This is a genomic window from Nocardia transvalensis, from assembly GCF_015477765.1.
In the GTDB taxonomy this organism is placed as follows: domain Bacteria; phylum Actinomycetota; class Actinomycetes; order Mycobacteriales; family Mycobacteriaceae; genus Nocardia; species Nocardia transvalensis_A.
The window spans coordinates 362,487-377,358 of the sequence record NZ_JADLQQ010000008.1; the positions used below are offsets into that span (position 1 = coordinate 362,487).

At 63.3% G+C, this 14,872-nt stretch carries 10 protein-coding genes; 7 read left to right on the plus strand and 3 right to left on the minus strand.

What is annotated here, in order from left to right:
• The first annotated feature begins 56 nt into the window (after positions 1-56).
• The 7 genes from IU452_RS25275 (at position 57) to IU452_RS25305 (ending at position 8,842) form a co-directional block, all read left to right on the plus strand.
• Positions 57-1,007, plus strand: coding sequence for a hypothetical protein (locus IU452_RS25275; protein ID WP_195111625.1), 951 nt, complete (start codon positions 57-59; stop codon positions 1,005-1,007).
• A gap of 201 nt (positions 1,008-1,208) precedes the next feature.
• Complete coding sequence (locus tag IU452_RS25280) at positions 1,209-1,838, plus strand: hypothetical protein (protein ID WP_195111626.1); 630 nt, start codon at positions 1,209-1,211, stop codon at positions 1,836-1,838.
• Positions 1,835-3,160 carry a hypothetical protein gene (locus tag IU452_RS25285; RefSeq protein ID WP_195111627.1) on the plus strand — a complete coding sequence of 442 codons (1,326 nt, stop codon included), beginning with the start codon at positions 1,835-1,837 and terminating at the stop codon, positions 3,158-3,160. The genes IU452_RS25280 and IU452_RS25285 overlap by 4 nt, the downstream gene beginning before the upstream one ends.
• A gap of 67 nt (positions 3,161-3,227) precedes the next feature.
• Entirely contained in the window at positions 3,228-5,093 is a 1,866-nt protein-coding gene (locus tag IU452_RS25290) for a type IV secretory system conjugative DNA transfer family protein (RefSeq protein ID WP_195111628.1), read from the plus strand.
• The gene (locus IU452_RS25295) at positions 5,090-5,950 is read left to right on the plus strand and encodes a DUF4913 domain-containing protein (RefSeq protein ID WP_195111629.1); all 861 of its coding nucleotides are present in this window, start codon (positions 5,090-5,092) and stop codon (positions 5,948-5,950) included. Before IU452_RS25290 ends, IU452_RS25295 begins: the two co-directional genes overlap by 4 nt.
• A gap of 74 nt (positions 5,951-6,024) precedes the next feature.
• Positions 6,025-7,194, plus strand: coding sequence for a hypothetical protein (locus IU452_RS25300; protein ID WP_195111630.1), 1,170 nt, complete (start codon positions 6,025-6,027; stop codon positions 7,192-7,194).
• Between the two features lie 130 nt (positions 7,195-7,324).
• Positions 7,325-8,842 (plus strand): flavin-containing monooxygenase, encoded by a 1,518-nt coding sequence (locus IU452_RS25305; protein WP_267467640.1) that lies wholly within the window; start codon positions 7,325-7,327, stop codon positions 8,840-8,842.
• 357 nt (positions 8,843-9,199) lie between these two features.
• On the opposite strand, the gene IU452_RS25310 is transcribed toward IU452_RS25305, so the two are convergent.
• The 3 genes from IU452_RS25310 to IU452_RS25320 all read right to left on the minus strand — a co-directional run bounded on the left by IU452_RS25310 (position 9,200) and on the right by IU452_RS25320 (position 14,766).
• Complete coding sequence (locus IU452_RS25310) at positions 9,200-9,535, minus strand: histone-like nucleoid-structuring protein Lsr2 (protein ID WP_195111632.1); 336 nt, start codon at positions 9,533-9,535, stop codon at positions 9,200-9,202.
• 844 nt (positions 9,536-10,379) lie between these two features.
• The gene (locus IU452_RS25315) at positions 10,380-10,721 is read right to left on the minus strand and encodes a hypothetical protein (protein ID WP_195111633.1); all 342 of its coding nucleotides are present in this window, start codon (positions 10,719-10,721) and stop codon (positions 10,380-10,382) included.
• Positions 10,722-11,085: 364 nt separating this feature from the next.
• Positions 11,086-14,766: an NACHT and WD repeat domain-containing protein gene (locus IU452_RS25320; RefSeq protein WP_195111634.1), complete on the minus strand. Its 3,681-nt coding sequence runs from the start codon at positions 14,764-14,766 to the stop codon at positions 11,086-11,088.
• Positions 14,767-14,872 lie beyond the last annotated feature (106 nt).

Genomic DNA, 14,872 nt, shown 5'->3' on the forward strand with positions numbered 1-14,872 from the left:
ACGGGGCGTAATCCAATGTGCCGCAATCCAATCACGAGACAAATGGAGGCGTCATCATGACCCATCCGGAACCGGCGTCGGAGGCGATGTCGGTGCAGCAGTGGCAGGAGCGACTGCTGCAGCGGATCCACGACCTGGCCGCCGAACACACTCGCGTCACCAGCCTGGGATACGACGAAACCGACCCAGACGGCGAGCAAATCTGGCGCAGTCACCTCGACGCTCTCGCCGCGCAACGAGAACACACCGAACAGACCGCCTCGTCGGCCGGAACTCCGCCTCACCTCATCGAGTGGGCCCGTCTGCGCGGTAGCAGCCGCCAACCATCACCGAACCTTGCCGAACCCGACCCACGCGCACCAACGCCCACGGCCGGCGTCAGTCGAGAATTTCTAGTCGACAAGATTCACACGGAATGGCTGGAACTGCGGACGATGGCGTTGCTGAACGCCGCCCGCAATCTCCGAACCGCCAACGGGAAGTATGCATTCGGTGCCGACCCGGTCGCGATACTGGCTGTTGAGCGGACTCTGAGCGTGCGATGGAGAAGGATCGCCGTCCTCGCGGGGGCGGCAGGACTCGGCGAGCAGGACGGCAACACAATTTGGACCAACAACGGTGTCGAGGACATGCGCCGCCTCGCCGCGGCCACCGTCGAGGCCCTCGATGATCTTGCCCTCGAAGAGGCATGGAAAGGCATCAGCAGAAAAACAGAGCCGGAGATCCCGGTCGAGGTCCCTGTCGACCCCCAGACCGGCAAGCCGGTCGGGGTCATCCGCGCCCTGCCGCCGACGATCGAGGAACTGGACGCACACGCAACCGCCGCGCTGACCATCGCCGAGCACACCCGCGCCACGAAGGAACTGGCACAACGTCTCGAACGCAACCCCGGCACCGCCGTCGAGGCAGCGCTGCCGCACGGTGTCGACCGGGAATGGACACACGAATCCAACACCGACCTCTCCCCACCGACGACGACAGCAGAGATCGGCCGGGAGCCGGATTGACGACCGCACTCGAATCACCGGCCAATCGCCACGACCGGCGAGCGTGACCAACCACCGAACGACGTTGCAGTAACCGCTGGCGCCGACACCGCAACGAATCCACGCGACACCCGGTCAATCAATTGCGAGGGACATCACCACCGCCGCAACCGATTTCGACAATCACTGCGGCCCGCATCGACCCGAACAGGGGCGAACACGATGTCCGACAACACCTTCGACGCAACCGACTCGCCCGAACAGCAGCCAGCCCCGGAACCACAGTCGGCGGCCCCGGCAGGCTCCGACACAGACAGGGCCGCGTCGCGCGACCCAACCAAACACCTGCCAGACGAAGCCTTGCTGCGAGAGGTGCAGGACAAGGCATGGATTCAACACGAAATGACCGCCGAAGCTGGCCGTGCGAGCACCTCCGGTCCGGTCACCAGAGAGCATTGGGTAAAGGTCCTGACCGACTGCGCCGCGGCAGTCCAGCGGGCAGTGCGCACCGCTGAGGAAGGCGGAGTCGACGCAGGCGACATCACACGTGCTCGCGAACTCGGCGCGAAAGGCGTGCGCTGGAGCGAAGAGGCCGCCAGACCGTATTCCGCACTGCTCGACCAGGCTCCCCGTGATCAGACACCCACGGGCTCCGCAGCCGGTCCGGCCACCGCGGACCACAGGCGAGCGTTGGTGACCACGACGCGATCAACCGAACCCAGCCGCGACCTCGACGACGCTATCGCCACAGTCCTCGACGGCCAGGCGGAAAAGGGTTGGCAGAGCGACGATGTCGCGAGCCAGCCGAAATCGGATCCGGCACCAGGGACCGGTCCCGAGGCAGCGCCATGAGATGGCTGAGAGAACGCCACGGCTTGACCGATCCGGCGTACTACAAGGACGTAAGCTCGCGCATCGAGCGACGCCTGCTGGCCGACTTCGCGTTGCACTACCAGCTGAATCTCGTCGCGCCGTTCGCGGAAACACCCACGCAGGCAGAGCAATTCGCTTCCCAAGCCAACGATCTCGCGACACGGTGGAGCAACTACGAACATGCCGAATGGCGTGAGATGTGGTCGCAGCTCAGCGCGGCTGTTAACGGCTGGGAAATGCGGCCGGAGAAATCGCGCTTGGCATTCGACCGCATCGCCTCATCCCGCAGCGAAGGCGACATCGTCGTCGAGGAGCGAACGTGGCACATCCTACGGCTGGCCCGAGAACTCACCGGTCATGGCGAAGGCCAGATCAGCGGCTCGGAGCAGGACGCGCACCGCCATCAGCCCGATCACCCCCTGTATGTCGTAGCCGACGCTGACCCGGGCCCGAATGCCGAGCGCGGAGCCGATCGGCGGAGCGCGGTGGAGAAGACCCTCGGTGCACCGCGATCGGGCGAACGAGACGCCCTCCTCTCGCTCGAGCAGGTCGGTGACGTCATCGCCGCCACCGATGCGGTGCTGGCCGACGAAGAGCACGCAAGCGCCGTTGACCTGCGGGACCAGCTGCTGCCGCCGTCGGTGCGGAATGCCTCGATCGTCTACGACTACAGCGGCAGCGAAGACGCCCGATGGGAAGCCCGGCAGGCGAAACTTCTGCGGCAGGTACAAGATCTCACCGCCGAATACAACGCGGTCGCAGACGGATTCGATCCCCGCGAGGACCTCGATCACCAAAGGATCGCAGGCCGGGCGGAACTCGACCAGCAGAGAATCGACCGACTGGAGCAGTTGCGAGCAGCCGCCGCAGCGGCTCGGGTCGACGCAATAGGCGCCGGGTTGTCCCGGGAGGACGTCGACCGCGCCTACCTACTCGGGCGCGACGGCATCTACTGGAGCACCGAACCCTCACATCCGCGGCTGGGCCGCCTCACTCAACTCGCCGAACAACGCGACCAGGCCCGCGCCGAAGTCGACCACCTCCACACCCGCATCGCGGATCTCCAAGCAGCCCTCGACGCCAGGACAGCACCCGACCTCGGCGACACACCAACGCCTTCCACCGCATACACCGGAGCGAACCCAGAGATACCCGCCGCGTCGGGCGCCGGAATCGAGGCCGCGATCGACGCAGCCCTCGCCGACAACGCCGACACGGTCTGGGAAGCAGCGCGAGGCGATCTGGATCCGTCGACGCCCGCGTCGGCTCGTGCGCTCGACTCAGTGGAGCTGAACCAATGAAAACCTCTACCGCCCTGTGTGTTTCGAAGAACCCGCATGCCCATTCACGGCCCGGCGGGGTGGCGGCATGAGGGGAGCGCGGGAGACCCGACGCCGAAGCATCGGCGGGCTCGGGGAGGAAGCGTGGCTGCTGATCATCTTCCTCGCCGCGGTCGGCGTGCTGCTGGTGGTGTGGGTGGCGTTGAGTGTGGGCAGTTGGTGGGCCGGGCTGCCGGTGACCAAACACCCCGCTGGCGCGCTGCTGCAGCTGGTGCTCGGCCGCCATCGGTGGCCGTGGCAATCCACCGTCGTCCTGGCGATCATCGCCGCACCGGGGGTGCTATGGGCGCTCGGGGCCCGGCGGCGGTGGCCACGTCGCGATCAGATCGACGCGGCGGCGCGGACCATGGCGCCGCCGAAGTCCATTAGCTTGGCGCGGCGGCACGACAATTCGATCGCGGCGCAGCGACTGCTCAAGGACGCCCCGGCGGAGATCCGGGTGTTGCCCGGACCGTTGCTGGGCAAGACCGTGCTCGGCGGTGTCGAACTGTTCGTGCCGCCGGAACAGGGCGTATTCATCGCGGCCGGGCAGCGCACCGGCAAAACGATGGCGTGGGCGATCCCCGCGGTTTTGGGTGCGTGGGGGCCGGTGCTGGCGACCTCGAACAAGCCAGACCTGTACCGGCACACCGTCGGCGGGCGCGAAGGCCAGGGCCGCCGGGTCTGGTTGTGTGATCCGCAAGCGGTGGACGGTCGCCCACGGTGCACCTTCTGGGTGGACCTGCTGGCCCAGGTGACCACCTTGCCCGCGGCACGCAAACTCGCCGCGTTCTTCGTCTCCGGCTCGTCCGGCTCGGCTAGCCAGCAGGCCAACGCGCGCGTGGATTCCTACTTCGACGGCGGCGCACAGGAATTGCTGGCCCTGTATCTGTTCGCGGCGGCCTGCGTGCAAGGCGATCTGCTGCACGCGGCGGAATGGCTGTCCCACGATCAGGACCAGACCCCGGCATTGATCCTGCGCAAGCACAACCGCCGCCGGGCAGCGGACCGAATCCTGGAGGCCCAGAACCTGTACGCGCGGCAAAGAGACGGCCTGTATGACATGGCTCGCCGCTTCCTCAACGTGCTGTCCGACGAGGGCTACGCCCGGATGGTCACCCCGTCGGCCCGCAAACAGGTCACCGTCTACGAGGGCGCTGACGATCAAATCGTGGTCGACGCACCCTACGGGCCCGCCGAGCATGATCTGCCGGAGTTCAAACCGGCCAAGTTCGTGACGTCGCGCGACACGTTGTTCGCGCTGTCGATGACCGGCCCGGATTCTGCCGCACCACTGACCGCGGCCCTGGTAGGCCAGATCCTCGAAGCGGCGCTGGCCGTGGCTCGCGCCCGGCCGGACGGGCGGCTCGCGGTCCCGCTGGTGGCGGTGCTGGATGAGGCCGCCAACTGCGCCCGCATCGGGGAGCTGCCGAGCTACTACACCTATTGTGCGGGTTGCGGCATCATCCTGATGACGATCATCCAGGTGCTCGAGCAGGGCGAAGACCTGTGGGGCGCCAACGGGCTTCGGATCATGCGAGCCCAGTCCATAGAGATCTACGGCGGCAACATCGCCGCGGTCGGGTACCTCGAGGAATGGGCGAAGATGATCGACGACCACGAGGTCGCCGACCGGTCGCGCTCGATCGGCCCCGGCGGCAGCCAGAAGACCGTCACCTGGCGCGCCGAACCCATCCTCAACGTCGCCAAACTTGGTGCCCTGCCGAAGGACCGGGCCTTGATCCGGCTCCCCGGTCACCAGCCCATCCTCATCCGGAAAATCCATTGGTGGGAAAACGCTGACCTGGCGCCGGTCGTCACCGAATCACTGCGCCGATTCGCCAATCCCGCCCCGCCTCCGGCCATTTCCCGGCCGCCCGATGACCGCCGCCCCGCCGGGGGTGTCGAGCTATGACAACACCGCCCAGTGGGGGAGTGAGCAAGAAGACGCCGAAGCCCCCGGCCTACGGGGACTTCGTCGACTTCGCCGAGCAGTGGTTGCTGCCGTTCGTCACCGTGCGTCTGGCCGAAGCCAATAGAGAACAGACCTACACCTGGTGCGCCCAGTGGTGGCGACACCGCTCGGTCGCGGTCCGGATCGCTCACCTACACAGCGCATTCGAAGCCACCCGGCGCGCCACCTCCGGCACCGCGGTCTCGACGTATCTGCTCAGCCACGTCGACGGCCACTTCCGTTGGATTCTGGACGCCGCCAACGGCCCACTGCACCGCTGCACACGGGCGAAACACGTTGCGCTGCCGCCGCTGTCAGGGGCACCCGTACCGCCGGGATGGTTCGGTGCACGGCCGACATCAACCGATGACAGCCAGGACGGTGACGAGAAAGCGAAGAAGCCGCGGTTCGCGCACTGGACCGAGTTCGTCACCGAGTGGCTATTGCCGGTGACCGCGGTCCGCATCGCCGGCCACCAGCGTGACGGCCAATACACCTGGTGTCGGCAATGGTGGGCCCACCGCGGTGTCGCCATCCGCTTCGCCGCCCTGCACGCGGTCTTCGAAGCCGCCCTCCGCGCCGACGACAAAACCGCCATGAGCAGCCTGTTCGTCTCCCACATCGACCCCCAGCTGCGCGCCGTGCTCGACGCGGCCAACGGCCCACTGCACCGATGCACCCCCGACCAGCACGTTCCGATCTCCGGGCTACCGAGCGCCCCCGTCGCACCGGCCTGGTTCGGCATGCCCGGCACGACCGCCCGGATCGAGCACCTCGGATTCGGACCCGACTTCCGCGCCCTGCGCACCAACCCCTGACCGCCACACAAGTTTCGACACCGCCGCCCCGTCCGCGAGCGGGGTCGGCACCACATCAGGAAAGGAAATTCGCCATGAAACGACGCGTGCACTTCGTCGGTAGCCTGCCTGCCCCGTTGATGACCAGCTATCGCGACGCGATGGAATGGATCCTCGACCACAGCGGGGGACAACCACTCACCGCACTGCCCTGCGACCTGGATCCCGGCTGGGTGATCGCCTACCTTCGAGAACTCGCAACCCGCGACCACGTCCTCGAATTCCCCAGTGGCAGCGACGATTACGTCGACTACAACCACATTCCCCCGGCGCGAGTCCGATCCGGAATCACTCTCCAAGCCGAAGACCTCCTGATGGGCCGGACCGACCGGATCGCCGACGTTGTCGCCGCGTTTCGACAGCTGCGCCGAGAACGGCCAGAAATCGGCCTCAGCAACGTGAAATTACAACTGAGCCAACCCAACCCACTCGACCTGAGCCTGTTCACCTTCGCCGGCTCGGCACTGGCCGACAAACTCCCCGCCCGCCAAGCGATCCGCCACATCGACAGTGTCACCACAGCGTTACGCAATGTTCCCCTGTTCAGCCAGGCAGTGATCGACGAGATCGCAGCGGTCACCGCGGTTCACGGCTCGATTATCACCTGGCAGCTGGAGTCCCCAGTCGCCCTACTGGCAGCGCTGAAAGCGACCGAGCTGAAGACCCGGACGGTGATCGTGGCTACGGTGGCTCGCCAACTCGCGCGATTCCTCACCCAGCTGCATCACGTCGGCGCTCACACCAGCCTGCATCTGTGCTACGGCGATCACGAGCACACCGCGCTGCTGCAACCCACCAGCCTGGCACCGGCAGTCGCGCTACTCAACCAGCTAGCCCGCAGGCTCCGCCGCCACAGCGTCCCCCTCCCTGCCGTGCACGTCCCCTGCGCATTCGGCGCCGAACCAGCACCCCTCGAACAGCGCTTCTACACCCCGCTGCGCAGCCTGGACCCCGGCTGGACTCTGATCGCCGGAGTCGTATCACCCGGCAGCGTCATCGACAGTCTGCTCGCGCTGAGGCTGTTCGAACACTTCGCCCACCGTCCGGTGCACGCAGTCGCCACGGCATGCGGGCTCGGGCGATGCACGGTCGAACTCGCCGAGCAGGCTGCCGCGGCGGCCGCGGCCACGGCCGCCTTCTCCCAGCACTGGCTATCCATTGACCAGCCCGCGGTGCCGGCCCCCGCGGCGGCGGAAGGCCACTGAAACCCCGTAAGCACAACAGCTTTCATGCCCACGCACATCGGGCGAACGCTCCGCGCTCCAGCACCGACCCGTGGTCGAAAGAGACCTCGAGGGTGCGACGGGCCGCGCACAAAGCAAAGGAGGCAATCGGATGACCACACACATCGCGACCAGGACGAGAACTGCCCGGGCCGCAACGGATCTCGATACATCGATAGTGATTGTCGGAGCCGGCTTCGGGGGCCTGGGCATGGCCGCGGCCCTGAAGAAAGCTGGCATCGAGGATTTCGTCATCGTCGAGGAAGCTGATGGACTCGGGGGAGTCTGGCGCGACAACACCTACCCGGGCTGCTCGTGTGACGTCCCATCGCATCTGTATTCGTTCTCATTCGCCCCATATCGGGACACACGACAGCGATACCCACGCCAGAACCAGATCTTGGACTACCTGCATTCGGTGGCGCGTAGCTACGACCTGAACCGGCACCTGCGGTGCGGCACCGCGATCACCGAAGCGACCTACCACGACGAGCTGTGCCACTGGGACCTCACTACAGCCACCGGCGAACGCATCCGCACCGGGATCGTCATCTTCGCCGTCGGCCAACTGCACCGCCCCCACATCCCCGCCATCCCCGGTATCGAGCAGTTCACCGGCACGATGTTCCATACCGCCGCCTGGGACCACACCCACGACCTCCGCGACCGGCACGTCGCGGTGATCGGCACCGGAGCGAGTGCTGCGCAACTACTCCCACACGTCGCGGCCACCGCGCGCCGAGTATCGGTCTACCAACGCACGCCACACTGGGTTCTACCGAAACCATCCGCAGAATTCGGCCCACTCACCCACGCTCTACTGCACATCCCCGGCGCCCATCAGCTGTACCGGAAGGCCGTGCACTGGGGTGCGGAACTGGTGCTGGCACCGATCATGCACCGAGGATGGTCAGCTCGACCCGCGGAATGGCTTGCACGGGCGTACTTGCGGCACTGCATCACCGACCCGGCGCTGCGCGACGCTCTCACACCCAAGTATCCGATCGGCGGCAAACGGATCATCTTCGACAGCCACTTCTACCCGACGCTCACCCGCGACAACGTCGAACTCGTCACGTCCCGGGTCGAACGCGTCACCGCCACTGGCGTCGAAACCGCCGACGGAGCCAACCGCTGCGCCGACACGATCATCCTCGCCACCGGATTCCGAACAACCGAATTCCTCACCCCGACAACGATCCGAGGGCGCGACGGTCTGCTGCTTCACCAACTGTGGGCCCAAGGTGCACACGCATTCCTAGGTCTCACTGTACGAGGCTTCCCCAACATGTACCTTCTCGCCGGTCCGAACAGCTTCAACCCGAGCGGGTCCAACCCCGCCATGAAGGAAGCTCAAATCGCCTACATCATGAAATGCATACGCTGGCAGAAAGAGTCGAAAGGCGGTGCCCTCGAAGTGAGCGCTGTCGCGGACGCGCGGTACCGGCAATGGATACAATTATCACTCGTGAAAACCGTGTGGCCAGAAGTCAAGTTGAGCTGGTACCGCCACCCAAGCGGCCGAATCACCAACCCGTGGCCGGGGACAGCGCACCGTTATGAGCGAATGATCCGACGCGCCAAACCTCAAGGCAGCTTCATTATCCTCTACCGGCGGGCACGAGGGTAGGTCATAGCTACGACGAGCCATTTCATAAACCCGTCTGATCTCCGCCTGCTACCTGTCCGGGGCGTCCACGCTTCGCATGAGTCCACGCGACACTGCGATATCCGAACGTTGGCCTCCCGCCTAGTAACCAGTGTCATCATGTACCAGCAGGGTAGGTCGGGGCAGATCCTCAGCGAGATCTTCCGCAGTTTCGCCTCACCTCGTCACGTTGGTCCTCGCTTCCTCACCCAATCTCTGGACCGAGACAACGTCACGTCAGTGCGCGAATCCCGTGACACGCACGGCGGGCCGGGCTGCTCCACGCGGAAGACTGAAGGGACGGCGCGGTCTCGCCGGTCGGCAAGTACGGGTCTTGTTCTAGCTGGCCCTGTTGTACGCCTCGAGGATGTCGGCCTGGATTCGGCCTCGACTCGACACGTTGTAGCCGTTCTTACGTGCCCATTCGCGAACGGCTGCGGTCTGTCCCCGATTCGTGGATGTGCGCGGCGTGGTCTTGTTGCTGCTCTTGGGGATTCGTCCCACTTTACGGGCGTGTTGTGTCCATTGCTCGAGAACACCACGCAGCGCGCTGGCGTTCAGGACGGAGAGGTCGATCTCGTAGGTGGAGCCGTCGATGCCGAAGACGACCGTCTCCTCAGCCTTGGACTTGCCGTCGAAGTCGTCCACCAATTCGACGATCACCTTTTTCGCCATCAAGGCCCCCTTCGCGTTCCGAGCGGATACCGGAGAGCAAAGCATAGCCCTCACGGCTAGGCAATCACCAATTTGTGCGCGTGTCCGCGGTACTTCGCTTAACAGCGCCGGGCACACCCTTAGCCCGTGTTTCAAGTGTGGTCTGAGATGTGGGCGCGGCTGCGCGGTGCCCACACGAGTGCTGGTGGTGACGAGCCGGTCGTCCTCAGTGGGTATCTGGTCGGTCGACGGGGACCGGGACCGTAACCACAAGCCCACGAAGATGTTCAGAAACCCACCATTCGCCTTGGTTGCGAAGCCAGGGCTCCTGTCCGATGTTTCTTGCACACCGATACTTCTTGGTCGGAGAATCGACGTACGAGTCCTGTCTCAGCGCCGCATCCCCGACAGGAGTGCATAAAGGCAAGCAGGGAGCGACGCATGTGGCGCGCTCTGCGGGTCCGCTACAGTCGAACCGTCAAGCTGGGCGATCAGCTGGGCTGGCTACGCAAGCGAGCCCCGCACCGAGCACGACGGTCCTGGGCTTGTCTCGCTCTGATAGGGCTCGGCACTCGATATCACGCTTGGATAGGATCGAGGATACGCATCCACGAATTCGCGCGCGTACCTCCGATTCTGGGCAGAGGCTCGCGGTAAACGCGCGATCCGAACGGTTGCACTGCCTGAGTGCCGAGTCAGACCGCGAAGGCGGTGCGGGCGCCGTCCGAAGCCTGGTACGGCACGGCGCCGGAACTGTGGATCAGCGGGTGATGTAGCCGCCTTTGGCGAAGATGGCTTGGCAGGTGATCCAGCCGCCGCCAGCGCCCCCGGAATTCTACCAGTGGTGGCTGTCCTCGGTGCCGGGTCAGGCGTCCGTCCAAGGGGCCTGGGACTGGTGGCATTCCGCGCCTTCTGGGGTCTGCTGGGGTAGAAGAACGGGGTGTCCATTGGCCCGGGGGGCGACGATATTGACCGACATGTCGCGTGCGCCGAACTCTTTGGCCATTGCGCGGGTGAGGTATTCGAGCAGGGCCTTGGAGCCGGCACCTGCATGAGCACCGCGAAGGCCGTCGCGGAGCCTGCCCGCCGACCGCGATGTCACGACCGTGGTCCTTGCACCTGCTGCGACACCACCCTGCTTGCCCGCCCCCTCCTTACCCCTTCGCCACCCCCAGTCGAGCTGCCCGTCCTGCGGCTCGTCGTCCACGCAAGGATCCTCCCGGTCGCGGCCACAACAGAAAAAGACACCGCACCCGCCCAATGGCTACGCCACTAAAACCGCGACCGACACCGCCCGCTGGGCGACAGCCGCACGGTCGTAGCGTGTCAAATGGCACACATCTACCGGGCCAAACGCGCGCACCGGCACACGGAACAGATCAAGGCGGTGTAGAACTAGGGGGACACTGGCTCGTGTGGCCCGCCGATTCGCGGCCGAGCTACCGGGGGCGCAAACTTATACCGCCCCCGCTGACCGAGGACGCCGAGCCGGTCGAGACGCGACTGTTCTTGCACCTTGGCGCGGTTGGTGATTGACGTATAGAAGCACCACGATTCCAATTATTAGCGTATTAGTTGCACGGTGGTTTATAGGCCAGTCCCGGCAAAACTTGTGCCCACAGTGTGCTGTCTATATTTTGCGTAACGTTGCATATTCTCCTAACGGCGTGATCGATACCCATGTCCCAAATGAGGAGACCCTCATCATGCCCACTAACAACCAAATATTCATCCGTTGAGTTGAAGGCCACACTCCTCTTCGGTGCGGTCGATGGCACGGTCGAGAGAGTAATCGGCGTTGGATGGTCACGATTGGAAAAGTTCCATAACCGAACATCCCCATTGTAAGAACCTGTTGCGAGAAGGTTCCCGCCGGGGCTGAAATCCATAGAGTTGACTGCAGAGCTGTATCCAGTGAGTGGATCACCGACCGGGACCGGCTCGGTCGGTCGGCTGATGTCCCAAATTCTGGCAGTTTTATCGTCTCCTGCGGAGACCAGTGTGCGCCCGTCGGGGCTCAAGGCGACGCTATAGATCGAAGCCGCGCTAGCGGAGAGAGCGCGACCAATCTGCCGGGGCTGGGCGGGGTTAGACAAATCCCATAATTTGACCGTACCGAGGCTGTCGGCGGTTACGAGCAGTGTGCCGTCACGGTTGTACCGCATGCTGGTGACCCATCCGCTCGATACATGCACGGGGACTCCAAGCGGCGTAGGAGACTTGGGGTCGGCGATGTTCCAGACCTGGACGGAGTGTTCGTCAGAGCTAGCAACCAGTATCGATGAGCTAGGGTTGAATACTGCATTGGGCTCAAAACTGTTGCGAAGCGGAACTTTTGTAAACAGTCGCGGTTCACCGGGATTGGAGATGTCATACAGAAGAAACTCGGACGGAACCCGGTTGAGGACAGCCAAGGTCCGGCCTCCAGGGCTGATCGCGAGATTTCGGACTTGGGTGTTTGTCACCAGCTCGCCCAACCGATGTGGGGTATGAGGGTCGCGGGTATCCCAGATCTGGATCTTTCCTGCGTCTGTATTGGTGGCGAGGATCCTGCTCTTTGGATCTAATGCCATGTTGTCGATAGCGCCATGACTGGAAATGGCATCGCCGGGCAGTGACCACAATCGGACGACGCCATCCTGGTTACCTGTGGCTACTATTCGTTGATTCGGGCTGATCGCAACGCCGAAGACACCCCCGTGTCTGCCTGTCAGGGGCCTGCCTATCATTCGGGGGTGTAGACCTTCCAGGTTCCATAGTTTCGCGGTGCCCTCGGTGCCGCCAGTGATCAGAGTCTGCCCCCCCGGGCCGAAGGCTAGGGACCATATTTTTCCGGTATGAGCCGGCAGCGTTGCATTGGCTGGGCGAGGTGCTGCAGAATTAGTCAAGTCCCACACTTGTACGATCCCGTCATCGTCGCCGGCGGCGAGCTTGAGACTGTCAGAACTGAACGCGACAGCGTGCACAACAGTAGAAAATCCGCCAAGCGGTGAGCCTATAGGCGTCGGCACGGCTGGATCGGCAACGCTCCACAACCGTACCGTCCTGTCGTCATTTGCGGTTGCCAGAAAACGACCGTTCGGGCTGAAAGCTATCGATCGGATCGCGCCCGCTTGGTTGTCGATCCGGCCGATCAAGACTGGCTTACTGGGATCAACAACATTCCACAATGCCACCGTATGATCGTCGTTGGAAGCGGCCAAAGTACGGCCGTCGGGGCTGAAAGTTGCATTGTAGACCGCACCGTTTCCGCCAATCAATGGGTCGGCTAACAATCGAGGCTTTAGCGGGTCTTGAACATCAAACAGCCTTACCGCGTGATCTTCACCGCCTATGGCGAGCAAATTGCCATCGGGACTGAAGCCCGCAGCGGAAACGAAACCTTTAATGCCAGTAATAGGGATCCCCATCTGGTGAGGATGCGACGGATCCTTGGTGTCCCAAAGACGGACGCTTCCGTCTCCATAGGTTGAAGCGAGGAAACCGCGAGGTGAAAATGCAATACCCAAGACAGGGCTATCGGGTCCGGCGAGCGGCGTAGCCAGCGCCATGGTCTGGGTACCCAATAGGCGAGCTGCGACGTCAGGATCGTTGGGACGAAGCCGGTACGCGACCAGGTAAAGCTGGGCCGACACTGACGGATCGATGTCCTGAAGACTATCGGCTTTGGCCAATACCTCCTGGAAAATAGCGTCAGCGCGCTGTCTTTCAGCCGTCTGGCTCTTGTCGAAAAACCCTGCTGTCATGACCAGAACGATGACTCCGAGGGTCGCCAGAATCGTCTTGGTAAAGAAAGCCCGTCGCTGTGCCTTACGCCTCTCAGCGTTCGACGCCTCCAAGAATTCTCTAGTTGCTGTGGAGACCGGGGGAGTAGCGAAGTGGGTTTGTGCTGACTCCAGCCGAGCTCCGCGGTATAGGAGCGAATCATCACGGCCTGCCGCCACCCATTGCGCTGCATCCTCTTCCAGCTGCTGCCGAACCAAGTATCCGGCACGATCCTCATCGATCCACCTGCGGAGCCGCGGCCACGCGTCTAAGACGATCTCATGAGTGAGATACACCGCGTCACCATCGATCGTAATTAGGCGCGCCACGGTCAGTGTCTCCAATGCTGTCTCAGCTGAGTTGATGTTGCCGACGGTATGCAACAACTCCGAGCGTGAGGCAGTACGTCTGGTGTCGCGAGAGTTATGCCCGATCGTCACCAAACTGAGTAAAATTTGCTTAGCAACTTCCTGCTGTGACTCTGTCAAGCCATTCCAGGCTCGTTCGGCTGTCGTCGCTACCGAGCCCACGACGCCGCCAGACTCACGGTATCCAGCTACAGTCAGGCGCCGGCCTTCACGCTTTTGCCAAATCGCCTCCATAACATGCGACAGCAGCGGTAGTGTGTCGGAACTTGCCACCGAGCCTGAACGCTGGGCTCCTGTGCCGCAAAGCTCGGTAATTACCAACTCCTGAAGGCCGGGCTCCAGTACGAGCCCGGATAACTCAGCCGGGGCGGTGATTACTTCGCGAAGCTCATCCAGACGCATCGAATCAAGCACATAGCTGCGTTTGCTGAGCGCGCTGGCCAGGACCGGATAGTCCAGACATCGCGCGTAGAAGTCGGCCCTAACCGCAATAATTACGATCGATGCGTAGTCTGGACGACGAGCCGCAGCGCGTTCGAGGGTAGCAAGAAAGGCGTCGCGCTCGTGGTCGTCTTCGCATGCGGTAAACAGCTCTTCAAACTGGTCCACAATCATCAGGCGCTGACGGTCGTTCGCCCATCCATTCAGCCCAGCTATAATCGGGTCCTGATGCAATGGCGGGGTTGACGAGACTCTAGGCTTGACTAATTCCGCTGTGACGGCCTCGACCGTCGCCCGTAGTGAGGCCATCGGCGTGCTTCCGGGATTCAGAGTTGCGATGGCCCACTCGTTCTCAGAATTGGTGAGGGTCGGGATCAGGCCGGCTTCGAGTAACGACGACTTCCCCGCGCCAGAAGCTCCCACTAAGACGACAAGCCCGTGAGGCTCCTCACTCTGCGCGATTTCCTGCACTAACGCAGCTAGCTCGTGTGTGGCACGCCTACGGCCAAAGAATAAGCGGAAGTCATCACGCTGATACGGTTTCAAGCCGAGATATGGAATAGCTGCATCAGTCTTTACCGGCTTCGAGATTGCCCGAGTTGATTCTGTCCATAACTGTTGCCAGCGCTGAAGGTTGAGCAATGGGTCATCTATTGGGTGGCCTTGTCTTCTGGCCATATTGATCAATGTAATCAGGACTGGTGCGAGGGATTCAAATCGCGCTGGGACATTGCGGCCAGCTACCCAATCGCTTATACGTTGCGAAGACGCAGGAATCGCACGT